General features: G+C 67.8%; 18 protein-coding genes and 2 pseudogenes. 15 read left to right on the plus strand and 5 right to left on the minus strand.

Annotated elements, in window-relative coordinates; all coding sequences use genetic code 11:
* The first annotated feature begins 95 nt into the window (after positions 1 to 95).
* Together EDD92_RS50245 and EDD92_RS44045 are read left to right on the plus strand one after the other, a co-directional pair.
* Complete coding sequence (locus EDD92_RS50245; RefSeq protein ID WP_260327176.1) at positions 96 to 1,238, plus strand: hypothetical protein; 1,143 nt, start codon at positions 96 to 98, stop codon at positions 1,236 to 1,238.
* 2 nt (positions 1,239 to 1,240) lie between these two features.
* On the plus strand, positions 1,241 to 1,633 hold the full coding sequence (locus tag EDD92_RS44045) for a hypothetical protein (RefSeq protein ID WP_260327177.1): 393 nt from the start codon (positions 1,241 to 1,243) through the stop codon (positions 1,631 to 1,633).
* 264 nt (positions 1,634 to 1,897) lie between these two features.
* Here EDD92_RS44045 and EDD92_RS44050 read toward each other — a convergent pair whose 3' ends face one another.
* Positions 1,898 to 4,447, minus strand: coding sequence for a GH32 C-terminal domain-containing protein (locus EDD92_RS44050; protein WP_123969445.1), 2,550 nt, complete (start codon positions 4,445 to 4,447; stop codon positions 1,898 to 1,900).
* Positions 4,448 to 4,739: 292 nt separating this feature from the next.
* Here EDD92_RS44050 and EDD92_RS44055 point away from each other — a divergent pair, with 292 nt between their 5' ends.
* The 8 genes from EDD92_RS44055 (at position 4,740) to EDD92_RS44090 (ending at position 17,548) form a co-directional block, all read left to right on the plus strand.
* Positions 4,740 to 5,780 carry a LacI family DNA-binding transcriptional regulator gene (locus EDD92_RS44055; protein WP_260327178.1) on the plus strand — a complete coding sequence of 347 codons (1,041 nt, stop codon included), beginning with the start codon at positions 4,740 to 4,742 and terminating at the stop codon, positions 5,778 to 5,780.
* A 198-nt stretch (positions 5,781 to 5,978) separates the two neighbouring features.
* Positions 5,979 to 6,986, plus strand: coding sequence for a LacI family DNA-binding transcriptional regulator (locus EDD92_RS44060; protein WP_123969446.1), 1,008 nt, complete (start codon positions 5,979 to 5,981; stop codon positions 6,984 to 6,986).
* A gap of 483 nt (positions 6,987 to 7,469) precedes the next feature.
* Positions 7,470 to 8,768, plus strand: coding sequence for an extracellular solute-binding protein (locus EDD92_RS44065; RefSeq protein ID WP_123969447.1), 1,299 nt, complete (start codon positions 7,470 to 7,472; stop codon positions 8,766 to 8,768).
* A gap of 71 nt (positions 8,769 to 8,839) precedes the next feature.
* Positions 8,840 to 9,814 carry a carbohydrate ABC transporter permease gene (locus tag EDD92_RS44070; protein WP_260327179.1) on the plus strand — a complete coding sequence of 325 codons (975 nt, stop codon included), beginning with the start codon at positions 8,840 to 8,842 and terminating at the stop codon, positions 9,812 to 9,814.
* A 4-nt stretch (positions 9,815 to 9,818) separates the two neighbouring features.
* Positions 9,819 to 10,706: a carbohydrate ABC transporter permease gene (locus EDD92_RS44075; RefSeq protein WP_123969449.1), complete on the plus strand. Its 888-nt coding sequence runs from the start codon at positions 9,819 to 9,821 to the stop codon at positions 10,704 to 10,706.
* Positions 10,707 to 10,767: 61 nt separating this feature from the next.
* Entirely contained in the window at positions 10,768 to 13,068 is a 2,301-nt protein-coding gene (locus EDD92_RS44080) for a glycoside hydrolase family 3 N-terminal domain-containing protein (RefSeq protein ID WP_260327378.1), read from the plus strand.
* 67 nt (positions 13,069 to 13,135) lie between these two features.
* The gene (locus EDD92_RS44085) at positions 13,136 to 14,596 is read left to right on the plus strand and encodes a glycoside hydrolase family 32 protein (RefSeq protein ID WP_123969451.1); all 1,461 of its coding nucleotides are present in this window, start codon (positions 13,136 to 13,138) and stop codon (positions 14,594 to 14,596) included.
* Between the two features lie 27 nt (positions 14,597 to 14,623).
* Positions 14,624 to 17,548 carry a discoidin domain-containing protein gene (locus EDD92_RS44090; RefSeq protein ID WP_123969452.1) on the plus strand — a complete coding sequence of 975 codons (2,925 nt, stop codon included), beginning with the start codon at positions 14,624 to 14,626 and terminating at the stop codon, positions 17,546 to 17,548.
* Positions 17,549 to 17,918: 370 nt separating this feature from the next.
* On the opposite strand, the gene EDD92_RS44095 is transcribed toward EDD92_RS44090, so the two are convergent.
* On the minus strand, positions 17,919 to 18,521 hold the full coding sequence (locus tag EDD92_RS44095; RefSeq protein ID WP_123969453.1) for a hypothetical protein: 603 nt from the start codon (positions 18,519 to 18,521) through the stop codon (positions 17,919 to 17,921).
* A 332-nt stretch (positions 18,522 to 18,853) separates the two neighbouring features.
* On the opposite strand from EDD92_RS44095, the gene EDD92_RS44100 reads away from it, so the two are divergent.
* Positions 18,854 to 19,282, plus strand: coding sequence for a hypothetical protein (locus tag EDD92_RS44100; protein WP_260327379.1), 429 nt, complete (start codon positions 18,854 to 18,856; stop codon positions 19,280 to 19,282).
* Here EDD92_RS44100 and EDD92_RS52605 read toward each other — a convergent pair.
* Positions 19,164 to 19,622 (minus strand): DUF317 domain-containing protein, encoded by a 459-nt coding sequence (locus EDD92_RS52605; RefSeq protein ID WP_123969455.1) that lies wholly within the window; start codon positions 19,620 to 19,622, stop codon positions 19,164 to 19,166. The genes EDD92_RS44100 and EDD92_RS52605 overlap by 119 nt on opposite strands.
* Positions 19,623 to 19,812: 190 nt before the next feature.
* Positions 19,813 to 20,381, minus strand: a pseudogene (locus tag EDD92_RS44110) (MMPL family transporter); the annotation flags it as partial.
* 384 nt (positions 20,382 to 20,765) lie between these two features.
* Between EDD92_RS44110 and EDD92_RS44115 the strand changes: the two are divergent.
* From EDD92_RS44115 to EDD92_RS44125, 3 genes and pseudogenes are all read left to right on the plus strand, one after another.
* Positions 20,766 to 21,197: a hypothetical protein gene (locus EDD92_RS44115; protein WP_123969456.1), complete on the plus strand. Its 432-nt coding sequence runs from the start codon at positions 20,766 to 20,768 to the stop codon at positions 21,195 to 21,197.
* Between the two features lie 185 nt (positions 21,198 to 21,382).
* A complete protein-coding gene (locus EDD92_RS44120) occupies positions 21,383 to 22,315 on the plus strand; it encodes a transposase family protein (protein ID WP_123969457.1) in 933 nt (310 codons plus the stop codon).
* 101 nt (positions 22,316 to 22,416) lie between these two features.
* Positions 22,417 to 22,602: pseudogene (locus EDD92_RS44125) on the plus strand (IS5/IS1182 family transposase); the annotation flags it as partial.
* A 402-nt stretch (positions 22,603 to 23,004) separates the two neighbouring features.
* Here EDD92_RS44125 and EDD92_RS44130 read toward each other — a convergent pair.
* Positions 23,005 to 24,498, minus strand: coding sequence for an RICIN domain-containing protein (locus tag EDD92_RS44130; RefSeq protein WP_123969458.1), 1,494 nt, complete (start codon positions 24,496 to 24,498; stop codon positions 23,005 to 23,007).
* A gap of 313 nt (positions 24,499 to 24,811) precedes the next feature.
* Between EDD92_RS44130 and EDD92_RS44135 the strand changes: the two genes are divergently transcribed.
* Positions 24,812 to 26,737 carry a glycoside hydrolase family 97 protein gene (locus EDD92_RS44135; protein WP_123969459.1) on the plus strand — a complete coding sequence of 642 codons (1,926 nt, stop codon included), beginning with the start codon at positions 24,812 to 24,814 and terminating at the stop codon, positions 26,735 to 26,737.
* Positions 26,738 to 26,982 lie beyond the last annotated feature (245 nt).

The following is a 26,982-nucleotide window of genomic DNA, read 5'->3' on the forward strand; positions in this document are numbered from 1 at the left end:
CCTACCGGGCGTTACGCAAGGGCAGGACATCGCGGCTGGCGAGGTCGCCTCGTGCGGCGTATCTCGTGCTGTGCGTGCCATGGCTGCTCGCGGTCGTGCCGTACCAGCCCGTCAGCGGCGAGGTCGTCGCCCTGCGCATCGGGCTGGTGCTGTTGTCGTTCGCGCTGCTGGTCGGACTCGCGCTGATGTGTGCCGGCGACCGTCTCGCAGCGCGGGCGGCGCTGGCCCGGCTCGTCCGGGAGGGGGTGTCGTCCGACCGGCTGCCCCGGGCCGCGGCGAAAGGCGAGCGTCGGATGACGCATATCGGCAGCGAACAGGCGAGGCGGGAGTTGCCGTACGACGAGCCCGAGTACTTCGTGGGAGCCGGGCGTGATGTGTGGGGCGTCGCCGATATTGACATCCCGCTGAAGCCGAAGGACCCGGAGGAGTCGGTCAAGTCGTTCGGGGAGGCGGAGCTGTTGCGGCGGATGGGCGGGGCGCTGCGGGAGCTGGGGCGCGGGGCACGGGAGATCACCGATCCCCTGCCCGGCTTCTCCGTCACGGAGGTGAAGGGTCTGCCGTCGGCGCTGTGGCTTCGGCGCACCCGTGCGCCGAAGCTGGAACTGCCAGACCTGCGCGGCCGGGGGCGCCGGTCGCCGTCCAGTGTGCCGGACCGGCTGTATCTGCGGGCGCAGTGCGTCAGTTGGGACGGCCAAGTGGTGGTGAGCGTGTTCGTGCACGCCGCGCTGGAGGCGGGCGAACTAAGGCTGACCGTTCGCCCGCACGTGATGACGCCGCTGTACAACGAACTGCGGGTAGCTGACGCACCCGTCGCCAAGCGAGGGACACGGCTGATCGGTTGGATCGTGACGCAGTCGCTCTTGGATGCTGCTGCGGGCCCTCTCGCGCTGTGGCGCTTCGTGGCGCGGCTCGGGCTTGGAGAGCCGGCGGAGGACGGCCGCGCCGAGGAGAAGGATCCGGTCAGTCTGCGCGATCGGTATTCCACCGAAGAGATCACCGACATGCACCAGAGCGACGACGCAAAACGGCACGTCGTGCTGATGCAGACCTGCATTTTCCGGACCGTCGCCGAGTACCTCGACGAACTGGGCGTCGACACCGCTCAGTACGAGCGCCAGGTAGCCGCGGTCATCACCAACATCCAGGTGTACGGGGACAACAACGCGCCCATCCAGAACGTCGCGGGCAGCGACATCCGCAATGTGGGCCAGGGCAATGGCAACCAGGGAGGCAAGTGATGATGGTGGGACGGAGTCGCCCCGAATCGGAGCAGGGACACGGCTCGGGCATCAGTATCGGTGGCAACAACAACGCCCCGAACCAGAACGTCGTGGGGCAGAACATCTCCCACGTGTACCAGTCCGCGTCGGTCCAGGGCACGATCGACATCGAGGCCGTACGAGACCTTCTCACCTCGTTCCGCGCCGACGTGGAGCGCAACGAGGCGGGCCTGGCCAACGTGGCGGTGCTGCGGGCCATGGCGGACACCGTCGACACCTCTCTGGCAGCGCCCGACGCACAGGCCGGCACGCTTCGCCAGATCGCCCAGGCACTTCCCGCCCTGGTGGCGGGAACCGTTGTGCAGCACGGCGGTGACGCCCTCGCCAACGCCATTGCCGGATGGCTGAGTTGATGCGTTGAACGCTGGCCAAAGGGGCGCAGCGGACAGGGCAGTTCGCCGTTGGTACCTCTGTTCACGCTGAATGACCGCCCCCGCTGGGGGTGCTCGACACTGCCTCGTGGTGCTGTTTCACGTGGTGAGCACCACGAGGCTTCTTGCTTGATCTAGCTCGTTACGCCTCGTGCTAGACGGTCCGCTTACGCATCGCTCTCGTACGACGATGGAGAGCCGTGCGCCGGAAGCCGATGATGCCCGGCGCGGTGACGTAAGGGCTGGTCACGGCCAGATGGACTTCAGCCGCCACGCCTGCATGCGGTCGATGGTGGCGGTGCCGCCTTCGGCGAAGGCGCCGACACCCGTGCTGGACGGGTCCGGGAAGATCTGGTCGGTGAGGGTGACCTGTTCGCCACGGCTGTTCTGGGCGTAGACCTCGACGGAGGAGGCGTCGACGAGGACGTGCAGGCTCAGTTGGCCGCCGTGCAGGTCGAGGGGGGCGCGCTGGACGCCGGAGAAGGTGGGGTCGAAGTCGGTGGCGCCCGAGGCGCTGCGGTCGATGTAGACCTCGCCGGTGGCGGTGTCGTAGCCGATGCGGGTGCGCTGCCCGGCGCCGGTGCGGACGTCCAGGCCGGAGCGGTCGGCGGTGCCTGGGGTGAGGTCGGCCTGAAGGTCCAGGGTGCTGCCGTGCACCGAGAGCGGGGTGGTGGTGTTCGTGACGCGCGTGCTGGGCACCTTGGTGTCGGCCCCGCGCAGCGTGGTCAGTTCACCGACCGGCTGCTGGATCAGCTGGACCTTGCCGTTCACGGTCTTCAGGGAGAGCCGGCGGGGGAAGGAGTCGGCGCTGCGCCACGGGCTGGTGGGGATGGCTTGCCCGTAGTTCCAGTTGTTCATCCAGGCGATCATGACGCGGCGGCCGCCGGGGGCGTCGTTCCACGTGTTGGCGGCGTAGAAGTCTGCGCCGTAGTCGAGCCAGTGGGCGCGCTGGGTGGTGTTCAGGGCGGGCTTGTCGGCGGTGGTGAACTGGTCGGCGAGGACGTGTCCCCAGCCGCCGGGGTTGGCGTCCACGATCTGGATCTGGGCCTTCTTGCCCTTGTAGGCGGTGGTGTTGAAGGAGGCCCAGTCGAGGTTCTCGGAGTCGGCGCCGGTGGCATTCTGCACGATCTTGCCGTCGACGAGCAGGTTGACGCCGGTCTCGATGGAGGGGGGCTTCGCCTGGGTGGCGGAGAGGACGACCTGGTCGAGGTTGAGGTGACCCCAGCCTCCCGTGTTGTCGTCCACGACCTTGATCTGGGCCTGCTTGCCCTGCAGGTCGGACAGGTCCCACGAAGACCAGTTCAGGGCTTCGCCGTTGGATCCGGTGGCGGAGCGCACGACCTTGCCGTCCACGATGAGCTCGACCGCGGTGGGGGCGTCGGAGCTTGCGGGGTGGTAGCCGCCGCCGATGAGGAAGTCCAGGTACTTCTTGTCGATGGTGAACGTCGGGGAAGTGAGGGTGCCGGTGGAGGCGTCCCCGTTCAGGAAGGTGTTGACCAGGCCGTTGCCGAGGTAGCCGGAGACCTGCTGCTGGCCCGGGAGGGCGCCCTGGGCCGGTCCGGTGCCGAAGGCGTCGCCGGTGGTGGTCCAGTCGCCGAAGGGGCTGGTGTAGGTGCTGCCTTCGAAGTCGGCGAGGGTTTCGCCGGTGGGTGCCGGTTGGTCGCCCAGGACGGTATCAGGTTGGTACGGGTGGTTGCCGCCGCCGACCTTGAAGTTGATGTAGTCGCTGGTCACGGTGAACTCGGGCGAGGTCAGGGTGCCGGTGGAGGCGTCGCCGCCGTGGAAGCTGTTGGCGAACGCCTTGCCCTCGATGCCGGTGACCTGTGACTGCCAGTCCACCGCCCCGGTCGTCGGCGCGCTGCCGAAGGCGTCACCGGTGGCCTTCCAGTCGCCGAACGAGCCGGACTCGAAGTCCTGCATCACGGTGCCGCTCGGCGCGGTGTAGCTGCCGTCGTCGTCGGAGGTGAACTTCTTGCCGTTGAAGTCGCCGACGAAGTACTGGGCGCCGGAACCGCCCGCTATGCCGCCGGGGTTGAGGTTGACGGCCAGTACCCACTTGGTCTTCTTCGCGTCGCCGTCGACCGGGAGCGGGAACAGGTCCGGGCACTCCCACACCCCGCCGGTGGCGCCGGCCGGGCCGAAGTCGCTCTGGTGGGTCCAGTGCTTGAGGTCGGCCGAGCTGTAGAAGGCGATCTTGTGCTGGTCGGCGAGGGAGACCGCCATCAGCCAGCGCTGCGTGGGGGCGTACCAGAAGACCTTGGGGTCGCGGAAGTTGTTCGAGCCGATGTCGAGCACCGGGTTGTCGTCGTACTTGAGCCAGGTGGTGCCGCCGTCGGTGCTGTAGGCAAGGGCCTGCTGCTGCTTGCCCGAAGCCTTCTGCGCGCTGGTGTAGACGGCGACCAGCGGAGGGCTCTTCTTCGTCCCGAAGCCGGTGGTGTTGTTCCTGTCCAGCACCACGCTGCCGGAGAAGATCATCTCCTGGTCGTCCTGGGGGATGGCTACCGGGAGCTGCTTCCAGTGCACCAGGTCGGTGCTGACCGCGTGGCCCCAGGACATGTTGCCCCAGGTGTTGCCGGACGGGTTGTACTGGAAGAACAGGTGGTACTTGCCCTTGTAGTAGATCAGGCCGTTGGGGTCGTTCATCCAGTTCTGGGCCGGGGTGAAGTGGAACTGGGGGCGGTACTGCTCGTGGTAGAGCGTGTCGGCCATGGCGGGGGAGGCGGCGACCAGGCCGAGCCCGGACAGGACGGCCAGTGCGGCCAGGAGTCTGCGGCGCGGACGAAGAGTTCTGGACATGGCGGCTCCTTGCAAGCATGCGGGCTTCGGCTCAGCCGTAGGGGGACTGACGAGTGGCGCTTGACGCGTGTCGGGCGCGGGTACGGGCGGCGGCTCCGCTGTGGCCTGGCCCAAGGCCACGGGCGGGCCCGGCTGTGGGGGCAGCACGGCACCGGCAGCTCCGGCCAGGGGCTGGAAACGTTTCGCAGAACGTACGGGCAACATGTCGCCGAAGTCCAGACCCTGTGCGGGAAAACTCCTGAATGCGAGGATGAGGGCGGCTGCACGGTGCCGTTGATCCCGGGAGAAAACGTTGTCCAGCGAGCAGAACGACACAGGTCGGCGAGCGGCGACCATACGCGACGTCGCGACCATGGCCGGGGTTGGCATCGCCACCGTCTCGCGGGTCATCAACGGCAAGCCCGTTACCCCTGACCTGGCGAAACGGGTGACGCGCGCCGCCGAGCAGCTCGGCTACCGCCAGGATCTGACGGCCAGCAGCCTGCGCCGGGCCGACCGCCGCACACACACCCTCGGCCTGGTCCTGGAGGACGCGGCCAACCCCTTCTCCGCCGCGCTGCACCGCGCGGTGGAGGACGCTGCCGCCGAGCGCGGCATGCTGCTGCTGGCCGGGTCCACCGACGAGGACCCGGCCAGGGAGCGCGGCCTGCTGAAGACCTTCACCGCCCGCCGGGTCGACGGCCTCATCGTGGTGCCCACCGGGCAGAACGACACCGACCTCGACGCGGTCCGCCGCGCCGGCACACCCGTCGTCTGTGTGGACCGCCGCACGACAGCGCCGCAGGTGGACACCGTGACGGTGGACAACCGGGCGGCCGTGGGGGCAGCGGTGAAGAGGCTGCACGAGGCGGGTCACCGGCGCATCGCCTTCCTCGGGGATCTCCGCTCGATCTGGACCGCCGAAGAGCGCTACGCCGGGTTCGTGGAGGGGGTCGCCGCGGTGGGATGTGTGCTGCACCCTTCTCTCGTGAGGCGCGGCCTGCACGGCGCGGACGCCGCCAAGGAGGCCACCCGCGAACTCCTGGCCCTCGCCCACGCGCCCACGGCACTCGTCTCCGGCCAGAACCTCCTGACCGTCGGGGCCCGCATGGCCCTGCAGGAGCGTCAGCTGCAGCGCCGCGTGGCGCTGGTCGGCTTCGACGACCTTCCCCTCGCTGACCTGCTCGAACCGGGCATCTCGGTGATCGCCCAGGATCACTCCGCCATCGGCCGGGAGGCCGCGAGCCTGCTGTTCGACCGGCTCGACGGCGGGGGCGGGGCGGCCCGTCACCACGTGCTGCCCACCTGCTACCTCGCCCGCGGCTCCGGCGAACTCCCCGCCCCCGGGCGCTGACGACTTTCCCCTCCTTCCCCGTGAACGAGTTGTTTCCGGTGTGTTGACGGGGCGAGCCTCTCGGTGCTTCACTGCCGGAACCGGTACCGAAACCGGTTCCGGAACCGCTGCCGGTACCGGTTCCACCGATCTCTGTACGATCGGCCCTTCGGTGCGGGAGGACGTCTTCCGCCTCTGCGTGGAGTGAGAGGAGGTGGCATGGGAGTCACCATCGCCGACGTGGCCTCACGGGCCGGCGTCAGCAAGACGACGGTCTCGCGAGTGCTGAACGGCAAAGGCGAGATCAACGAGAACACCGTCCTGAAGGTCCGCAAGGCGATATCGGAGCTGGGCTATGTGCCGAGCGCCGGAGCAGTCGGACTCGCACGCGGCACCACACAGATGATCGGCATGCTGGTCCCGGACATGGCCTGGGCCTGGGCCGGCATCGTGCAGGCGGTCGTCGAAACGCTGGAGACCGAGGGCTTCGGGCTGCGCATGCTGACCTGGAACCGCGGTGAGGAGTCACTGCGCAGGCTCGGTCTGCAGGTCGCCGCCAAGTCGTTCGACGGTCTGCTGGTGATAGAGCCCGAGGGTGCCATGGGATACATCACGGAGCTGCACGAAGCGGGGCTGCCGGTCGTGCTGATCGACGATCGCTTCCAGCGGCCGGGATTCCCCTACGTGGCCACCACCAATCGGGAGGGGGGTGCGCAGGCGGCGCGGCACCTGCTGGAGATCGGGCGCCGTCGTCCCCTGGTGATCACCGGTCCCGAGGCGTTCGGCTGTACCCGGGAACGGCTGGACGGCTTCGTCGAGGTATACGCCGAAGCCGGGGTCGAGATCGGCCAACGCAGCATCATCCCCGGCGACTTCGACTTCGAACGCTGCCGTAGCGCGGTGGCGCGCGCTCGCGCGGACGGCGTGGAGTTCGACTCGGTCTTCGCGCACAACGATCCCTCGGCGGCCGGCGTGCTGGCCGCACTGCATGAGGCCGGTCTGTGGGTTCCGCAGGATGTCGCAGTGGTGGGCTTCGACGACCTTGAGATGGCGTCGTACACCTACCCGGCACTGACGACCATCCGCCAGCCGATGCGGGAGATGGGTGAGGCGGCGGCGCGTCTGCTGCTGGACCATGTGCGCGGATCGCCTGAGGCCGCCCCCTCGTGCATCGTTCCCACCAGCCTCGTGATCCGGGGCTCGACGTTACAGCCGGGCTTGAACTGACGCTGCGTCATCCAGATGTGTCCGGCGTCGTCGTCTCACCAACTGTCCGTCTCCGCCGCTTCTGCCCAGCCCCGCAGGCGGGGACGGACCCCATCCGCCCAATGAACTGACCTACCCCGGCCTCGGGCAGGCCGGTAGGTCGGCCAGCTCCACCTGAAGCCGCTCCACGCAGCGGCCCCGACCGGCCTGCTCGCCTGCCGGCCGACTTCATCACCCTCCACGCGGAACCGTGTTCACGCGTCACGGCCGAGGTGCACTTTCCCTCGGTGCCTTCCTGATCCGGCACACGGACGGTACGCCGGCCACACCCTGCCCGGACGCTGCCCACTCAGGGTCGGACGTTCCAGCTGCGACCCGCGGCTGACGGCCGATGCCGGTGCAGACGAACTCACCCCTTGGGCCGGCCCATCCGGGTGCCTGCCCGCTTCCACCTCTTCGCCGCCCCCTGCGCCCCGTAATCGCTCAACGGCAAGGAGCCGCCCAATGCGTACTTCTACTCGTCACACCGTCAGAACCGTTCAGGCCCTGTGCATCACCGTCACCGCAGCCCTGGTGGCCACCGGCTGCGGCCGCAGTGCCGACTCCGGGCCCGGCAAGGACGCACCCGCGAAGATCGGCAGCGGCAAGGCCACGGGGAAGGTCGTCATGTGGTCCATGGGCGACACCGACCCGGCCCTGTTGAGCCTGGCCAAGAAGTTCGAGAAGCAGAACCCCGGCGTCAAGGTCCAGATCACCCCGATTCCCTGGGCCTCCGCCCATGACAAGCTGACCACCGCGATCGCCGGCGGCAACACACCGGACATGTCCGTGGTCGGCTCCACGTGGATGGCCGAGATGGCCTCCATGAACGCCTTCCAGGCCACCCCGACGACGTTCAAGTCGTCGGACTTCTACGCCGGCCAGTGGGACACCACCAAGTACAAGAACACCTCCTACGGCGTCCCGTTCATCGCCGACACCTCGGCGGTCTACTACCGGACCGACATCACCGAGAAGGCCGGCATCAAGGGCCCCCTGGCCGGCGACCGGGACGGATACCTGAAGGACCTCAAGGCCATCCAGGCCACCGCCGGCAAGCAGAACCCCAAGCTGCGCTATGCCAGCGGGTGGTTGATCGGCTTCAACTCCTGGCTCTTCTGGGTGCCGATGGTCTGGCAGCAGGGCGGTGACATCTACGACGCCAAGACCAAGAAGTTCACCTTCGACACGCCGGAGGTCGCCAAGGCGCTGGAGTACTACGCGAGCGTCCCCCAGCAGCACCTGGCGCCGACCGACAAGGAGGACAACGTCCAGGGCTTCCAGGACGGGCTGCTCGCCGTCTACCAGGAGGCTGCCTGGGCCGGCGGCGCCTTCCACAAGGACTCCCCGCAGCTGGACGGCAAGTGGAAGACCATGCCGGTGCCGTACAGCAAGCAGCCCGCCGGGTTCGCCGGCGGCAGCGACCTGGCGGTGTTCAAGGGCGCCAAGAACTCCAAGGCGGCATGGAAGTTCTCCCAGTTCCTCACCGAGCCCGCCAACCTCGCCGCCTACAGCAAGGCCACCGGCAACCTGCCCCCGACGCCCGCCGCCTGGTCGGAGGGGAAGCTGACCGAGGACGAGACGAAGAAGGCGTTCGAGGAGCAGCTGAAGGTCAGCAAGGCGCCGCCCGCCATCACGACCTGGCAGCAGATCGCCGACGCCATCGACTCCGAACTGGAGAAGCTGTCCCTCGGCAAGGCCACCGTCGCCCAGGTGCAGCAGACGCTGCAGTCCAAGGCCACCAGCATCGGCACCGGCCGCTGAGCGCCGGCGCGTGAGCAGCCCTCCAGCAGCCTTCTCAGCCTTCTTGGCTTTCTTACGGACGGATGACATCCATGTCCACGAAAACGCTCCCCGGGCGGGGCGACGTCCATGAGCCGATCACCGGGCGGCCGGACGGGAGTGCCGGCCGTCGGCACTTCGCGGTCCGCCGCACGGCGCGGGCGCAGGCCCGGGCCGCCTGGATCCTCGGCGTACCCTTCCTCGCTCTGTTCGCGGCCTTCATGGTGTTGCCGGTGGTCTGGTCGCTGCTGATGAGCATGACCGACACCGAGAGCGCCGACCTGAGGACTCCGCTGAACGTGTCGTTCATCGGCTTCGACAACTATGTACGGCTCTTCGAGGACGAGCAGTTCGTTCACGCGCTGCGCAACACCGGCGTGTTCGTCCTGGTCGGCCTGCCCCTGACCCTGGCCGCGGGGCTCGCCGCGGCGGTCGCCCTCGACCGCGGCATCCGCCGCTTCCGGGCCGTCTTCCGGGTCGGTTTCTACCTGCCGGTGATCACCAGCGTCGTGGCAGTCGCCGTGATCTGGAAGACACTCCTGGATCCGCGCGCGGGGCTGGTCAACACCGTCCTGGCCTGGTTCGGGATCAATGGCCCGGCCTGGCTGGCGGACACCCGGTTCGCGCTTCCCGTCATGATCCTGATGGCCGTGTGGCGCAACCTCGGGACCGTCATGATCATCATGCTGGCCGGGCTGCAGTCCGTACCTCAGTCGCTGATGGAAGCGGCCGAACTCGACGGAGCCGGAGCCTGGCAGCGGTTCTGGCGGGTCACCTTCCCGCTCCTGCGCCCCGCCCTGCTGCTCACCGCCGTCACCACCGGCATCAACTATCTGCAGTTCTTCGACGAGCCGTTCGTGATGACCAACGGCGGGCCGCTGGACTCGACCCTGTCGGCCACGTTGTACAGCTACAACCAGTTCGGCAACGGCAACTACGACATGGCGTCGGCCGCCGGCTACGTCGTCTTCGTCCTCATCGTCGCGCTGACCGTTCTGCAGTTCCGCGTGCTGCGAGACAAGGACTGATCCCATGAGCACCCTCACGCACCCCGGCACCGGACACGCGGACACCGACCGGACCCTGCGGCGCCGCCGCATCCGGCAGAACTGGGGCAACCCATGGCTGTATCTGCCGCTCACCGGCTGCCTCCTGCTGATGATCGCGCCGTTCCTGTGGATGCTTTCGGGCTCCTTCAAGCCCGAGGCCGACATCCGCAGACTGCCGCCCGTTCTCATCCCCACCGCACCGACGACCGCCAACTACAGCCAGCTGTTCCGAAGCCTCGACTTCACGAGCATGTTCGCGAACTCCGTGATCGTGTCGCTGGCCATCACCGCGGGCAACCTGCTCTTCTGCTCGATGCTCGGCTACGCCCTGGCCAAGCTGGACTTCCGCGGCCGGCGCCTCGTGTTCAGCCTGGTCATCGGCACCCTCATGGTCCCCGCCCTGGTCACCTTCGTACCGCTGTACGTGCTCGTGGCCAACATGAAGCTGACCGGCTCGCTGCTCGGGCTGGTCCTGCCGTTCCTGGCCGGCCCGTTCGGGGTGTTCCTGATGCGGCAGTTCATCTCCACCCTGCCCGACGAACTCATCGACGCCGCCCGCGTCGACGGCTGCGGTGAGCTGGCCATCTTCTGGCGGATCATCCTTCCTCTGACCAAGCCGGCTCTGGCCACGCTCGGGATCATCGCCTTCCTCGGCTCGTGGAACAGCTTCCTCTGGCCGCTGGTCGTGGCCCAGAACCAGGACCAGTACACCCTTCCCGTCGGCCTGGCCCTGGCCAGCAGCGGCCAGTCCTTCACGCGCTACGGCATCCTGCTCGCCGGCGCCGTGGTCGTCCTGCTGCCGGTGATGCTCGTCTTCCTTCGCTTCCAGCGCCAGTTCGTCGCCGGAATCGCCACCACCGGCCTGAAGTGACCTCCGTCGCTCGCCCTCATCAACTCTCTGACCTGCAATGACTCATGACTTGGAGACCACAGTGGGACAGCCGGTCCGCGCTGCCGTATACCTGGATCCGGACGCCTCCGTGGAAGCGAGAACCGAGGACCTGCTGTCCCGGATGACCCTGGCGGAGAAGGTCGGGCAGTTGCTGATGCTCGACGCCCAGCACGGGGACCTCGAGGACATCATGTCGGCCAAGCTGGCCGGGTCGGTCCTGCATGTGATGCCCGAGCGCATGCCGGAGGCCATGGAACGGGCCCGGCGGACACGGCTCGGCATTCCGCTGCTGACCGCCGACGACTGCATCCACGGCCACTCCTTCTGGCCCGGCGCGACCATCTTCCCCACACAGCTCGGCATGGCCTGCACCTGGGACCCCGCTCTGATCCACCGGGTCGCCCGTGCGTCCGCGATCGAGATCTCGACGACCGGGATCCACGGGACGTTCTCCCCAGTGCTGTGCATCACCCGGGACCTGCGCTGGGGCCGGATCAACGAGACGTTCGGCGAAGACCCTTACCTGATAGGCGAGTTGGGGGCCGCGATGGTGCGCGGCTACCAGGGTGATGGCCTCGGCGACCCGACCGCCGTGCTGGCATACGCCAAGCACTTCGCGGGCTACTCCGAGACCCTGGGCGGACGCGACGCCAGCGAGGCGGATCTCAGCCCGCGCAAGCTGCGCTCGTGGTTCCTCCCCCCGTTCGAGCGGGCGGCCCGGGCCGGCTGCCGCGCCTTCATGCTGGGATACCAGTCGATCGACGGGGTGCCCATCACCGCCAACGAGTGGCTGATCAACGACGTGCTCAAGGGTGAGTGGGGCTTCACCGGCACGCTGGTGACCGACTGGGACAACGTCGGCAGGATGGTTTACGACCAGCGGACCTGCGCCGACTACGCCGAGGCGGCGGCGGTCGCGGTCAACTCCGGGAACGACCTGATCATGGCCACGCCGGGGTTCTTCGAGGGCGCCCAGGAGGCGGTCGCCCGCGGCCTGGTCGAGGAGAAGCAGATCGACGACGCGGTACGGCGGGTGTTGCGGCTGAAGTTCGAACTCGGGCTCTTCGAGGACCCCCGTGCCCCCGACCCCGAGCGGCAGGCGCAGGTGATCGGCTGCCGCGAACACGCCGACCTCAACCTGGAGACCGCCCGACGTTCCCTCGTACTGCTGCGCAACGAGGGGATCCTGCCCCTCGAAGGCGGGCTGACCGCGGACGGAACCGGCCGTGCCACAGGCCGGGGCACGCCACGCACCATCGCGGTCATCGGCCCCAACGCCGACAGCCCGGAGGCCATGCTCGGCGACTGGGCGGGTGCCACCGGCCAGGTGCCGTGGATGCCCGAAGGACATCCACGTGAGTTGGTGGAGACGGTGCTGGACGGCCTGCGCGCCGTCGTCCCCGCCGACTGGACCGTTACACACGCCCGCGGAGCCGACATCGAAAGCCCCGCCTTCGACCCCGACCGGTGGGTCGCCGGGCCCGACGGCCAGCCGCAGCCGCCCGTGTTCCTTCCCGCCCCGGTCGATGAGGCACAGCTTCGGGAGGCCACCGCCGCTGCCGAGGCCGCGGACTACGCCGTCGTGGTCGTGGGGGACACCATTGCCCTCACCGGAGAGGTGCGCTCCACGGCCACCCTCGACCTCCAGGGGGGCCAGATCGCGCTGCTGGACGCCGTCGCCGCCACCGGCACGCCCATGATCGTCGTACTGCTGCAGTCCAAGCCGAGCACCCTCCCCGACTCGGCACTGAACGCGGCAGCGCTCATCGAGGCGTTCAACCCGGGCATGCGCGGCGGCCGCGCCGTCGCCGAACTCCTTCTCGGACTCACCGAACCCAGCGGCCGGCTCCCGGTTTCCTTCGCACGCCACGTCGGGCAGCAGCCGGTCTACTACAACCAGGTGCGGGGCCAGCACGGTGACCGCTACGCGGACCTCACCCAGGACCCCCTGTTCGCGTTCGGCGAGGGCCTGAGCTACACCACCGTCACCTACTCCGACCTCACCGTGCACGAGGACGAGGTCTCCGCCGACGGCACCGTCCACGCCACGGTGCGGCTCACCAACAGCGGAAGCCGTCCGGCCCTGGAGACGGTCCAGGCGTACGTCAGTGACCTGACCACCAGCGTCACGTGGGCCGAGCAGGAGCTGAAGGCGTTCACCCAGGCCGAAGTCCCGCCCGGTGAAACCCTCGCCGTCGGCATCAGCGTCCCCGCCGGACACTGCTCACTCGTCACCGCCGACAACCGTCGCGTGGTCGAACCAGGCGAGTTCATGCTCCGCGTCGGCCCCAGCTCACGACGGGAGCACCAGCTCAGCGCGGGATTCCGCATCCGGGCCTGAGGGCCGGCGCCCGGCTGCCCCCAGAGGCAGCCGGCGGGCCCTGCCTGACATACCGAAAGGCACGCGTGTGTCCACTCCACCCCTCGATCCGTACTACCCCGTCGCGCATCTGCGCCCGCCCCGCAACTGGGTCAACGACCCCAACGGGCTGGTCTTCCACGACGGTTACTACCACGTCTCCTACCAGTACAACCCGTACGGCGCGACACACGCGAACCTGCACTGGGGCCACTTCCGCAGTCCCGACCTGCTGAGCTGGGAGCCGCTGCCGATCGCCCTGTCCCCTACGCCCGGCGGAGTGGACGGCGACGGCTGCTTCTCCGGCAACGCCGTCTCCGACGGCGACCGGCTCATCGCCTTCTACTCCGCGCACCTCGTGGCGCGCTCCCCCCAGCACCAGCCCGTCACCTGCGCCGTCTCCCACGACGGCGGCGCGACCTTCCGCCCGCGAGGCGAACTGCTCATCCCCGAGCTGCCCGAAGGCTGCACCATGTACCGCGACCCGTACGTCTGGCGGGACGGCGACGGCTGGCGGATGCTGGTCGGCGCCGCTCTCGCCGACGGCCGCGCCGCCACCCTCCTGTACGACTCACCCGATCTGGAGACCTGGGCCTACCGAGGCCCCTTCGTGGCCCGTCATCCGGAGCCCATCGGCGGCACCGAAGAGCTCACCGGCGATGGCTGGGAATGCCCCCAGTACCTCCCGGCAGCCGGCGGACAGGCAGCCCTCATCTTCAGTACCTGGACCGAACCCACTGGCCCGATGCGCGTCGCAGCTCTGATCGGCGAAGAGCACGACGGCCATTTCAAGGCAGGCGCACCCGTGTGGGCGGACCACGGCCCGGACTGCTACGCACCTGCCCTGCTGCGTGCACCTGGCGGAAGATGGCTGCTGTGGGGCTGGTCCTGGGAAGCCCGCGACCAGGCCTGGGCCGTCGCCGGCGGATGGGCCGGCGTCCTCACCGTGCCCCGCGAGATCCATGTCGGCGGCGACGGCACGCTGCGTCAGCGGCCCGCCACCGAGCTGCTCGCGCTACGCGGCGAGCGCACCGTGCAGGCCGAGGGCGCGACCCATGGCCCGGAGCCGGTGGAACTGGGCAGCGTGGGACGGGCCTTCGACCTGACGGCCCGTCTGGAGCCGACCGGGAGCGTCGGCCTGCGGCTGCTCACCACCCCGGACGGATCCGAGTACCTCGACATCCGCCTCGATCCGGACGCGGGCGAACTGGTCGTCGACCGCCACCACGCCTCCTTGGACACGCGGGCTCACGGCGGCGCCTACCGGATGCCCTGCCCCACCGGACAGCCGGTCGACCTCCGCGTGGTCGTCGACCATTCCATCGCCGAGGTCTTCCTGACCTCTACCGGCCAGGTCCTCACGCTGCGGTTCTACCCGACAGGGCAGGGCGCGTGGCGACTTCAGGCCCGCACCGCACCGGGCACGCGCCTCCGCTATGCGGTCGACGCGTGGGAGCTGCAGCCGCTCGTGATCAAGACGCCGACGGCCAGCGCCGCAGAGCAGTACTGAACCAACAGGTCTGAAGGAGGATCCTCAATGAGCTCGCACGGTCTTGGACGACGTCAGTTCCTCACCACCGCCATCGGCGTCGTCGCCGCCTGGACCCAGGTTTCCGGCAACCCTGCTGCTGCCACCTCGTCGAGTAGTTCGTCCGTGCAGGTCTGGCTGACCGACATATCGGCCAAGAAGTGGGTCGTCGGCCAGAGCGATGTGCCGTTCCGGACGAAGAACACGGACAACCCGCTCACGATCAAGATCGACGACAGCGTCAAGTACCAGAAGATCCAGGGCTTCGGGGCGGCCATGACCGACTCCTCCGCGTGGCTCATCAACAAGCTGTCCACCGCTGACCGAGCGAAGCTGATGCAGAAGCTGTACGACCCCTCGAAGGGCATCGGTCTAAGCCTGATCCGTACGCCGATGGGCGCCACGGACTTCAACGCGTCCGGCAACTACTCCTACGACGACATGCCGGCAGGACAGACGGACCCGACGCTGTCCGACTTCTCGGTCCGGCACGACGAGAAGTACATCATTCCGGTCTTGCGGCAGGCTCTGGCACAAAACCCGTCGGCCAAGATCCTGGCCAACCCGTGGAGCCCGCCAGGCTGGATGAAGACCTCGGACTCCATGATCGGCGGCACCCTCAAGAGCGAGAACGCTTCCACGCTGGCCGGCTACTTCGTGAAGTTCATCAAGGCTTACGACAAGGCCGGTGTGCCCATCTCCTACATCACGCCGCAGAACGAGCCCATGGGCACGCCCAGTTGGCCCGGCATGTTCCTGTCCGCATACCAGGAATCCGCGTTGATCCAGGAGATTGGCCAGGCATTCGCGGCCAACGGCATCTCCACGAAGATCCTTGCCTGGGATCACAACTGGGATGTGCCCTCGTACCCCGAGACGATCTTCAGCGACCCCGCCGCCTCCCAGTACACGGCCGGCACCGGATGGCACATCTACAGTGGCAACCCGACGTACCAGACCCTGGTCCACAACGACTATCCGGGCAAGGAAACCTACATCACGGAAGCCAGCGGAGGCGTCTGGCAGGGCGACGACGAGACAGCGTTCAATGACGCCCTCGGCACGTGGATCATCAAGGGCATGCGCAACTGGGCCAACGGCGTGATGCTCTGGAACACCGCCCTCGACCCCAAATTGGGTCCGCTCAACAGCGACACCAATGGCATCCCCATGTGCCGGGGACTGGTCACGGTCGATCCGGACAGCGGGCAGGTTTCCTACAACGTGGACTACTACGCACTCGCTCACGCCAGCCGGTTTGTGAAGCCCGGAGCGCATCGCATCTACTCGAACACCTTCGGGGAAGGAAGCATCGAGAGCGTCGCGTTCCAGAACCCGGACGGCTCGAAGGTCCTGATCGCCTACAACTCGGGGAGCGCCGCGAAGAACTTCAGCGTGGCGGACGGAACGCAGTCCTTCGACTACACCCTGAACGCCGGCGACGCCGTCACGTTCACCTACACGGGCCGGCGCAGCGGCGGGACCCCCGCTGCGACCAATGTCTTCGACCCGACCCATGACTTCACGTTCAAGTCGTCGCTGGGGCCGATGACGGTCACGTACGACCCGGTACTCCTGCAGTACCAGAACGCCGTCCGCACCGGAAGCAAGCTGCTCACGTACTCCCTGCCGATCGGAGCGTCCATCAAGACACCCGGAACGTCACTGAGCCGTGGCAAGTGGACCGCCACGGCCTCGTCGAGCCCGGACTGGGGTGCGGCCTCGAACGCGATCGACGGCGACATCAACAGCCGGTGGAATCTCGGCCAGGGGACCACCAGCGGCGCCTGGTTCCAGATCGATCTGGGAAGCCCGACAAGCTTCAACAAGATCGTCTTCGCCACCGGGGAAAGCAACTCCTTCGACTACGTCACCAAGTACCAGATATACGTCTCGGACGACGGGGCCGACTGGGGCAGCGCGGTCGCGAACGGCAGCGGGAACATAGGGAAGACAGCCGTCACGTTGCCGGCCCAGACGGCTCGGTACATTCGCATCGTCTGCGTCGCGGCATCCGGTTTCTGGTGGAGCATCGCCGAAATCAACGTATACGGATCCTCGAGCGACACCGGTTCCATCGCAGCCCCGACAGCAGTCCCCAAGGGCCTCCAGCTGAAGACCTGGAGCAGCCCGGAAGGGGCACAGGTCACCGCGGTGTTCAACGGCACCGCCGGCAGCCGGAGCTTCCCGGTGTCCGCCGACGGCTCGTACACCTACACCCTGCCGAGCGGAACGTCGGCGATGTTCACCACGCAGAAGCTGTCCAGCTTCCCCGCGCCGGTCTTCGGAAGCCTGAAGCCGAAGCAAGGCATACCGCGCGCCAAGTTCACGATCAGCGGTTCTCACTTCGGTGACGCGCAGGGGCTGGGTACGGTGCGCTTCGGGAAGCTCTTCGCCGAAATCGACAGCTGGTCGGACACGAGCATCAGCGCGTACGTGCCGAGCGGTCTTGCAGTGGGCACGTACGAGGTCTCGGTGAACGGCGCCGGCGGAGCGGACGCGGGTTCAGCTTCGTTCGACGTCATAGACCTGGGGCCCGCGCTGTCGCGCACGGGCTGGACCGCCACGACATCCGACACAAGCCCGTACAACGACGGTCCCGCGAACATGCTGGACGGCGATTCCGGCACCCGGTACAGCTCCGGAAGGGGCCAGTACGACGGCCTGTGGATCCAGGTCGACATGCAGCAGACCCAGACGTTCGACAAGATCCTGCTGGATTCCGGCAGCAGCACCGGCGACTATGCGCGAAGCGCGGGCGTCCACGTCTCCACGAACGGTACCGACTGGACCAAGGTCTCTTCCATAGAGGAAGGTCAGCGAGTCGAGCTGATCTCCTTCCCGACCCAGACGGCCCGCTACATCAAGATCGTCAACACGGGCAATGTCGCGAGTAACTGGTGGTCAATCGCAGAACTGACCGTCTACAGCTGACGTCGGCTGTCGCGTGGAGTGAAGGCCGTCCTGCGTCGCCCTGCTCGCCCAGATCCGCCGTGTCGAGCCCCACCCAGTGCGGGGCTCCGCAAGCGGCGCATGGGGGCGTCGTGTCCTGATCGCGCGGGACTGGCGGGCGGCTCTACCGGCCTGAGTTCCGGAAGAGGCACCGACTGGCTATGCCTCTGCAGAGCCCCTGTGCGGCGATCGGTGTCCAGAGAGTGTGACATGACAAGCCCCGAGTCCAGGACATCCCACCCGGCCGCTGGATCGACCTAGCGGCCCAGCTCAGGCCGGGCCAGACATGCCGCCTGCTGGAGAAGGCCGTCGGCAGGGTCTCACCGCGCGCGATGAGATCGCTGTCATCGGGCTAACACATGCCTTCGGCGCACGCGGAGACCGCTTTCGGCAAGCCGGCGAAGTCGGTCTTCAGCGGGCTGAGGCGATCGACGAGGCTGGACAGCCTGATGGACCTTTGGGCCGGGCAGCGTTCGTCCAGCACACGGGTGGGCAGGACATAGAAGGTCCACTGGTCGAGGTCCAGGGGATCGAGGGTCTTCTTGTCCTGGTGGTGCAGCAGGCAGAACACGTACACGTCCGAGCGGCGCATTACCTCGGCTGAGGTGGCGCCGGTCTGGGCATCCCAGCCGGAAGCCGGCGCGATGCCGAACTCGATCTTCGACAGCTGGGGTTGTGCCCACGATTGCAGGTAGGCCGCCGACTTCACCTCCACGCGCCATTTCTCGGGCGTACGGATGTCAACGGTGTCCCATTCGGTGCGTGTACCGATCGCGGCGCCCAGCGCCGTGGCCACGAGGTACTCGGCCAGGACGCCGCGCATGGTGTTGTTGGCGAGGTCGGAGCACGCCCAGCTCCAGAAGTCGCCGAGTCTGCCTACCGTTTCGCCGTTGGCCCGTATCAGCTCACTGCTGCTGCGGCGTGTGATGGCCAGCGGGCCAAGATCGGCACTCATGTGTCCTCCAGACAACGATGTGGGGCGATGCTGATCCTGACAGCAGGCACTGACACCGGCGTTGGGCTCCTGCCCTCGCACAGGGTGCGACAGCGTAGGCCGCCGGATGAAGGCACACGACGGGCCTGACCAAGGATTGCTCGGACCTGCTAGGCATGTGCTGGAGTCCGGACTCACTCAACGGATTCGCCGACCGTGGCTCAGGTGAAGGCGAGAGCGCGGAAGGCGTTGCGGACGTCGGTCAAGGGCTGGCGGTCGCGGGTGTAGTAGAGCTTGTTGGTGAGCAGTACCGCCCATCGCCCCGCCAGTACGACCCGGTCACGGCACGCTTCCTGAGCACCGACCCGGTTTTCGAACCACAGAAACCGCAGTCGCTCAACGGGTACTCGTACGCTGCCAACAACCCGGCGACCTTCACCGACCCCACCGGTCTGTCCTACGACGACATCATCGGAGCCATCGGCGCGGTCATCGGCGGAGTGGTCGGCGCGGTGCTCGGCGTCGTCGGGGTCGTGCTCGGCGCCATCGGCAACACCGGCGGCACCGCCTCCACCAGCAGCACCGGCAACACCGGCGGCTCGACAAACCATTGGACGCCGGGTGCGACGTTCAACTTCATCACGAACTCGTGGGACACCCCGTTCATGAACCGGGGCCTCCACGAAAAGCTCGCCGCCCAGCCGGACTGGGGCATCGTCGGAACGGCCGGGAACCGTGCACCGGCTCCCACCGGTGCCGCGCGGTCAGGGGCGCGGGGCTGACGCCCGAGTAGTGCCGGCCGCCTCCGAGGTAGTCGGCGAAATTGTTGTGTAGTCCGTCGACGAGGAGCTTTGTGAACGCGGCCACGATCTCGTTGGGTATGTTCCGGTCGAACGTGGTGATCCAGTCGGGGACTCCGAGCGGGTCCTCGGCGTAGGAGATGGTCCACGCGCCGTAAAAACTCTCCACGGCGTTGGCGACACGCACGCGCTGGCATGGGCTGGTGTAGTAGGTGTCGGTACCGAAGGCGACGGTCTTGGTCCAACCAGGTGCGCAGTCAAGGGTGTTGAAGATGCTGCGCCTGTCGCCGGGACCGGCGAGGTAGCCAGGTCTGACGGACATCCGAATGCGGGTCGAGGGCACAGGGATCCGGGCTGGGCATGAGTGGGCCTTCGAGAGGTGGGGCACGGGCGGCTGAGCCGCCCGTGTGGGGAAACTCGGGCGTGGTCGCGCGCCGGAATCTGGCTGTGGGCATTGGAATCACCTGGTCCGGGACGGGTGGTACCCCCGGGACTTGATGGACCCGAGCGCCTCAGACGCGGGTCAGCTGGGGTTCCTCCGGCGAGTCGGCGCGGTGTTTGGCCAGCCCTTCGCCCTCGACGTCCACGTTGGGCAGTGCCTTGTCGAGCCATTTCGGCAACCACCAGGCACGGTTGCCGAGGAGGGCGAGGATGGCGGGGACGATGGTCATGCGGACGATGGAGGCGTCGAAGAAGACGGCGATGGCGAGTCCGAAGCCGATCATCTTGACCATGGCTTCGTTGGAGCCGATGAAGCCGGCGAAGACGCTGATCATGATGATGGCGGCGGCGGTGACGACGCGGGCTCCGTGCCGGAAGCCGGTGACGACGGCCTCGGGGGGCTTTCGCCGTGGACGTGGGCCTCGCACATGCGGGTGACCAGGAAGACCTCGCAGTCCATGGCCAGGCCGAAGACGACGCCCACCATGAAGATCGGCGTCATGCTCATGATCGGGCTGGTCTGGTGGACGCCGAGCAGGTCGGCGGCCCAGCCCCACTGGAAGACCGCGACGACGGCGCCGAGTGAGGCGAGCACCGACAGCAGGAAGCCGAGGGCTGCCTTGAGGGGGACCAGGACGGAAGTGACGCCCACCCCCCGACCAGCGAAGCAGCCGAGCCTGCGCCACATCCTCGAACCGGTCCGTCACGTAGTCGAACCGCGGGCGCCACCGACACTCGCGTACGGCGTCCACGTACGACGGCTCGACGTACGGCTCCGCAAGATCCACCCTGACCGGCACCCAGCCCCGGCGGCCCCCCGGACGCCTAGGTTCGCTGGCAAGAAAGCCAAAGCGACCGGGTTCGCTGCCAAACGACTCCCAGGATGACAGCGGACAAGTCCAACTTCAGTCACGGCAGCTGTAGTTCCGGCGGTGGAGGACGCGACCGTACACTTCGTCACCAACGCAGTACCAGGACCCGATCGGGCTCTGAGTCGAGTGCGGCATCACACGGAGGACTGGTTATGAAGAGAGTGTTTGCCACCGCGGCGGTCGCCGGACTCGCCGTCACCGGGCTGGTGATCGGTGGCCCCACGGCCTCTGCGACCACCACCGCGACGGCCCCTCCCGGCTACGGGACCGTGGCCACCTGCCCGGGTTCGGTCTGGGACACCTTCCCGGTCGGGCCGGGGACCCTGCAGATCTGGCGATCGAGCGTCAACAGCGGGACGGTCTGTGCCAAGCTCTTCGACAACCTGGCGGGCTCGCACTACATGGACGTCTCGATCCAGCGGTCGGACTGGGCGACGGTCTGGCACGACGCGGGTACGTTCACCACCTACGCCGGCGGCGTCGCGGTGTATGGGGTGACCAGCGGCAAGTGCGCCTACGTCAACGCGAAGCTGAACGTGAACGGGACCGTCTACAGCGGCGGCAGCGCGGTCTGCGGCCCCTGACCCGACACCCGGACGCACAGTGCGGGCGACCGCTCTGGTGACCGTAGCCCCCGGTGCGCCCGCTGCCCCTCGCCGGACGGCCGTACCGTCAGGCGGACTCGATTCGCCGGCCTGCGGTCGGCGGTTTGACGACCTCGTGCGCGGTTGGCCGTGGCTCGGTGCCCGGGTAGCTCGTTGAGCGGGTCATGGTGGGGGCTGGGGCGCGTGAGTTGATCGTGGCGGATTACCGGGTCACCGGCTTGTCGCCGACGGTGATCGCTGAACTCGTCGCTGAGGTGGGGCCGTTGTGGCACGAGCTGCATCAGGCTCGGCTCACTGCTCGGGCACGGCAGCGGGCGGTGGGAGCCGGGGCGAAGCACAAGTTCGTCTTCATCGATCGGCTGTTGGCCACGCTGGTGAGTCTGCGCCACGGCACCACGCACGACGTGCTGGCCTGCTGGTTCGGCGTGCACCGCTCCACCATCACCCGCGCCATCGGCGAGGTGCGGCCCCTGCTGGCGCAACGGGGCTGCACCGTCGCCCGGGGCATCCGGCTACGCACTCTCGCCGAGGTCATCGAGTACTTGGGCGCCGGCGGGACCGGCATCATCGACGGCACGGAGGTCCGCGTGCGACGCCCGGCCGCGGGCCGAAAGGACCGGGATAAATTCGTCTCCGGCAAGACCAAACAGAACGCCGTGAAGTCCATGGTCCTCACGGACGTTGAGGGGCGCGTACTGTTCTGCAGCCCGGTCCGGCCCGGCAGTTGCGCGGACATCACCCAGGCCCGACAGCTGGGAGTGGCCCAGTTCCTGGCCGACGGCCCGTTCCTCGAGATCCTCGCGGACGCCGGCTATCAGGGCATGGGCGCGCAGACCGGCGGCCGCGTGCTGACACCACCTCATCCCAAGTTCAAGAAGAACGCTCCAGCCTGGTACGAGGAAAGGCACGAGCAGCAACGCAAGGCACACTCCTCACGGCGCATCCGGGGCGAGCACGGCATCGCACACCTCAAGAACTGGCGGGCTCTCGCCCGGCACCTTGGCCGCCGCGAGCACATGAGTGACATCGTCCAAGCCGTCGCCGCCCTGCTCTCACACCAGCAGACCGCCACCCTCGGCCACGGCCTTCGAGCGTGAACACCGACCACAGCACATACCTCGACGTGCCACCGCCAACCGTGCACGAGGTCGTAAGGCTTGTCCCGTAAGCGATCTTGCCTTGCGTCATGATCTTGGTCGTGCCTGGTGTGATCACGGCGTCGGAGCCGTCCTGGATAGCCCCGTTCACGGGGCTGAGCCCGCGTACCTTCGGCAAGTTGGTGACTCAGCTGCGCCGGGAGGGCGTCGGCGGGCCAGGCCGAGGCCGGCCGTGGAAGCTGCCGCTTGCAGATAGGGTGCTGCTCGTTGCTGCGTACTGGCGTTCCAGGCGGTGGCCACGTACTGGAGTCAGCAGACCGCGGAGGACCAGCTGGCGCAGTCCCGGGAGGAGGGGAGCGGGAGGTTCGAGCTCAGGCGTCGAGAGTCACAGCCTGGGCCGAGGATCCGGTGGGCGAGGGGATCGGGGAGGTCCATATTTTGAACCGATCACCAGACCCTGTGACCTGGATCGCCGTTGTGCTGGTCCTGGCGGAACAAACCGGGGGCCCGATGACGTCAGTGACGCTGCGCAGGAACGACCTCGGTCCATGCACAGAAGTGGTGTATCCACTCAAGACCTTGCGGTGGTCTCCCGTTTACCGTGCCGGGGCGCCGCGTGGACGCGTTGCGGGTGAGGAACACGTGGCCGGCATGGTCGTTGGTCCGCGTCAGTGGTCCTGGCGTACCCGTCAGGAAAGACTCCACTGCTGGCTCGTCGTGCCCGTGCCCGTTTCTTGCTCCACGGCCGACCGGCTCGTGGTCGAGGCGTTCGCGACACCGATTTCCAGGTCGCTGCCCACGCCAGCGAGCATGTAGGTGCTGCCGGTGTAGCTGCCGACCAGGTCGAGGAACCACTGCTGGTTGGTCCCGCCGTTACAGGTCCACTGCTCCAACTGGACGCCGGTGTCGGTCGATTGGTTCGGTACGTCCAGGCACAGGCCGCTCTTGACGCTCTTGAGTGTGTAGATGTTGTCCGCCACCCGGGTGAGGGCCCACTGCTGGTTGGTACCGCCGGTGGCCGGCCACTGGATGATCTTGGCGCCGTTTGCGGTGGAACCGCTCGACACGTCCATCAGCAGGGAGCTGTTGAGGTTCTTCAGGGTGTGGACGCCCTCAGCGGGGATCCCGCTGTCGGCCGTCCATGTTCCCGCTGAGCTGTCGAGTGACCAGGTGGGGTACTGGCCGAGGTTCACCGTGGTGCCCCTGATGGTCAGGGGCAGCCAGATCAGTTTCGACGCGCCGAGGTCGGAGGTGTTCCAGCGGTCGCCGGCGTAGATGTAGGTGGTGCCGGAGGAGCCCTGGACGGTGATGACGTTCGCCGTCTGGCTGCCGTAGGTGTGGGTGCCGGGTGCGGCCAGGTTCCGGAAGGACGACCAGGGACCGCCCAGTGACGTGGCGGTGGCGTAGATGTTGTCGTTGAGGCTCCAGCCCGTCAGGTGGGAGCCGAAGACGTAGTAGGTGCCGTCTTTCTTGATCATGGCGGGTGCCTCGACGCTGCCGCTGCTGCCGCCGCTGCCGAGCACCGTCACCGCGCTGTCCACGGACAGGTAGTCGGCGGACAGCTTGTCGATGCGCAGGCCGTTGTTGCGGTCCTCGCTCAGCAGATAGGCGGTGCCGTCGGTGTCCTGGAACAGGCCGAGGTCGCGGCTGAGGTTGCCCAGCGGACGGAAGCTTCCCCGGTAGGTGTAGGGGCCGCAGGGGGTGCTGCTGGTGGCCACGCCGACCTTGGCTTCGGAGTAGTTCCTGCTGTCGATGTGCATGTACATCACGTATGTGCTGGTCGACTTGTTGTAGATGACCTTGGGCCGCTCCACGACGCGGCTGGGGCCGAGGTCGCCGCTGCTCTGCCGGCTCAGGGCCTGGCCCTGGTAGGTCCAGTCGGCGAGATCGGTGGAGGAGTAGCAGGTGATGTCCTGGAAGGACGTGTCCGACGAGGTCTCGCCGGTCTTGTCCTCGCCGTAGCCGTACCAGGTGTTTCCCACCTTGATGATGCCGAGGCCGTGCAGCTGCAGGGTGTTGCCGTTCTGGTCGGTGCGTGCGGCACCCGTGGTGAACGAGACCGTGGCCGCGTGCGCCTCGGTCGCCGGAAGCAGCAGCGCCGCAAGGCCTCCCAGGAGGGTCAGGAACGCTGCGGCTGCGCGCCGCCATCGTCCGGCGGGCGGCCGGGGAACTCCCTTGAACATGTGCGTCCCTCTCTGCCGAGGTTCGACGATCCCTTGATGTCGCGGGGACCCATGAGAGTCGTGGCACGCTCGTGGCGTCAAGAATCGCGTTCGAGTTTGTTTAATCGTGACCGGCTCTGGGGGCGCCCAGTGCGGCTTGTCGAGGTCGCAAGTCGCCCGGACTGTCCAGGATTTCGGACAAGTGGGCGGTGCGTGCGAGGGGGTTGACCTTCGGGTCGGGGGAGGCATAGAAACATCGCGACGGTCAGAATCTGTTACTTGCTGGTTGAGTTTGTTGGAAGCCATATCCAAGCGAGGTGGGCCGACTGTGAACATGCCAGGGCGTCAGGAACCTTCCCGCCGCAGAGTGCTCAAGGGCGCGGCCGTCACCGCCGCAACGGCCGCGCTGGGCATCGGCAGCACATATCCGGCCGAGGCCGCGGACGCCTCCGTCACCGCGACGTCGCTCGACGGCACGACCAGCATCACCATGTCGCTGACGGGCGGCTCCCTCCAGTGGTCGGCCCGGCGTAACGGCGCGACAGTCGTGGCCAGTTCGGCCATGGGGCTGCAGCTGAGCGACGGAACCGCCCTGGGTACCGACGCCGTTCTGACGAACTATCAGCACTGGCATGTCGACACCACCTGGAACCCGTTGTACGGGCGGAACGCGACCGTCTCCGACGCCTACCAGGAGATGCGCTGGAACCTCCGGGACAACCGCACCTCCATCAACTTCGGTGTCCAGATCCGGGCCTACGCGACCGGCGTCGCGTTCCGTTACGTCCTGCTGGACCCGGGCACCGCCACCATCGCCGGCGAACTGACGACGTTCGTCTTCCCCGACGGCACGCTCGTCTACAGCGCGCGGGACGAGGACGACTACATCCCGGTCGCGCCCGGCTCCATCCCGTCCACCGGAACCTCCTCCACGGACACCGGTCCCCTGACCGACCTCCCCCTCACCGCGACGTACAGTGGCGGGCTCATCGCCTGCGTCTGCGAGTCGGCCCGCATCAACTACCCGAGGATGATGCTCAGTTCGGTCGCCGGACAGCCCAACACCCTCGCGACGTACCTGATGCGGCACACGGCCCGCGGCTCCGGAACGGTCCAGACGACCTCCACCGTCACCACACCGTTCGCCACGCCCTGGCGCGCGGTGGTGATCGGCTCCACCCACGCCGAACTGGTCGACAACGCGGAACTGGTGCTCAACCTGGCCCCGGCCGGCGCCCTCGCCGACACGTCGTGGATCAAGCCGGGCAAGGTCTTCCGCTGCAATCTGACCACCGCGGACGGGCTGGCGGGCATCGACTTCGCCGTTGCCCGCGGTCTGCAGTACATCGAGTACGACTCGGGGTGGTACGGCCCGGAGCACACCTCGACCGACGCCACGCGGCCGATCTCCGCCATCGACATGCCCAGGGTCATCTCCTACGCCGCCGGCAAGGGAATCGGCGTCATCCTCTACGTCAACCCCCTGGCCATGAGCAGCCCGGACAGCCTGTTCGCCCTGTATCGGAACTGGGGCGTGGCGGGTGTCAAGCTGGGCTTCATCAACGACGGCACCCAGGCGATGACGAACCAGATCATCGCCTGGGCCAGGACGGCGGCGACGCACAAGCTGCTGATCGACATGCACGACGACGTGCGGCCGTTCGGCTACGAGCGGACCTACCCCAACTGGATCAGTATGGAGGGCGTGCGGGGAAACGAGCATTTCCCGACCGCCACCCACAACGTCACCCTGCCCTTCGCCCGCAACATCGGCGGGCCGATGGACTACACCATCTGCTACGGCCAGTCCCGCGACCGGACGACCAACGCCCACCAGATGGCTATGGCCGCCGTCTACTACCAGCCCCTGGACTTCCTGTACTGGTACAGCACCCCCTCGCAGTACTCCACCCCCTCCAAATGGCCCGGGCTGCCCTGGTTCGACGCCATCCCCACCGTCTGGGACCAGAGCCGGACCCTCGCCGGTTCGATTGGCGAGTACATCGCCGTCGCCCGGCGCAGCGGCACCACCTGGTACCTGGGGGCGATGACCAACGAGACCGCCCGAACCCTCTCGATTCCGCTGTCCTTCCTCGGTAGCGGCACCTACACCGCGACGATCTACGCCGACGGAACGCCGGGCAGCAGCCCGTACCAGACCCCCGTCGCAGTGAGCACACAGACCGTGACCTCGTCGACCACGCTGCGCGTCGCGATGGCCCCCGCGGGCGGCCAAGCGGTCGTCCTGAGCCATGGATGAGCGGCCGTAACCTGGGATTTCGCCGGCTCGGGGCTGGTCCGCAGGGGGTGCCCGCCGCCCGCCCCCTTCACTTGCTGACCTGCCGCACGGCTGCTGATTTCGCTCGAACTGGGGGCACCCCCATCGAGGGCTCTCCATCGAGGGTTCTCCGGAGAACGGTGGCCTGCAGATCGTCGTCGGCGATGCCCGCGCGAGTGAGTGCACAAGGCGCGCACGGGGGAGGGCGGTGGATGCACGGTGATCTT

The sequence above is a fragment of the Streptomyces sp. TLI_185 genome (assembly GCF_003814765.1).
Taxonomy (GTDB): Bacteria; Actinomycetota; Actinomycetes; order Streptomycetales; family Streptomycetaceae; genus Streptomyces.

Excerpts from the sequence above, each read along its gene's own strand:
- EDD92_RS44045 (WP_260327177.1), top strand. The coding sequence starts at position 1,241 with ATGGTGGGACGGAGTCGCCCCGAATCGGAGCAGGGACACGGCTCGGGC.
- EDD92_RS44050 (WP_123969445.1), bottom strand. The coding sequence starts at position 4,447 with ATGTCCAGAACTCTTCGTCCGCGCCGCAGACTCCTGGCCGCACTGGCC.
- EDD92_RS44060 (WP_123969446.1), top strand. The coding sequence starts at position 5,979 with ATGGGAGTCACCATCGCCGACGTGGCCTCACGGGCCGGCGTCAGCAAG.
- EDD92_RS44065 (WP_123969447.1), top strand. The coding sequence starts at position 7,470 with ATGCGTACTTCTACTCGTCACACCGTCAGAACCGTTCAGGCCCTGTGC.
- EDD92_RS44070 (WP_260327179.1), top strand. The coding sequence starts at position 8,840 with ATGTCCACGAAAACGCTCCCCGGGCGGGGCGACGTCCATGAGCCGATC.
- EDD92_RS44075 (WP_123969449.1), top strand. The coding sequence starts at position 9,819 with ATGAGCACCCTCACGCACCCCGGCACCGGACACGCGGACACCGACCGG.
- EDD92_RS44090 (WP_123969452.1), top strand. The coding sequence starts at position 14,624 with ATGAGCTCGCACGGTCTTGGACGACGTCAGTTCCTCACCACCGCCATC.
- EDD92_RS44095 (WP_123969453.1), bottom strand. The coding sequence starts at position 18,521 with ATGAGTGCCGATCTTGGCCCGCTGGCCATCACACGCCGCAGCAGCAGT.
- EDD92_RS52605 (WP_123969455.1), bottom strand. The coding sequence starts at position 19,622 with ATGTCCGTCAGACCTGGCTACCTCGCCGGTCCCGGCGACAGGCGCAGC.
- EDD92_RS44115 (WP_123969456.1), top strand. The coding sequence starts at position 20,766 with ATGAAGAGAGTGTTTGCCACCGCGGCGGTCGCCGGACTCGCCGTCACC.
- EDD92_RS44120 (WP_123969457.1), top strand. The coding sequence starts at position 21,383 with ATGGTGGGGGCTGGGGCGCGTGAGTTGATCGTGGCGGATTACCGGGTC.
- EDD92_RS44130 (WP_123969458.1), bottom strand. The coding sequence starts at position 24,498 with ATGTTCAAGGGAGTTCCCCGGCCGCCCGCCGGACGATGGCGGCGCGCA.
- EDD92_RS44135 (WP_123969459.1), top strand. The coding sequence starts at position 24,812 with ATGCCAGGGCGTCAGGAACCTTCCCGCCGCAGAGTGCTCAAGGGCGCG.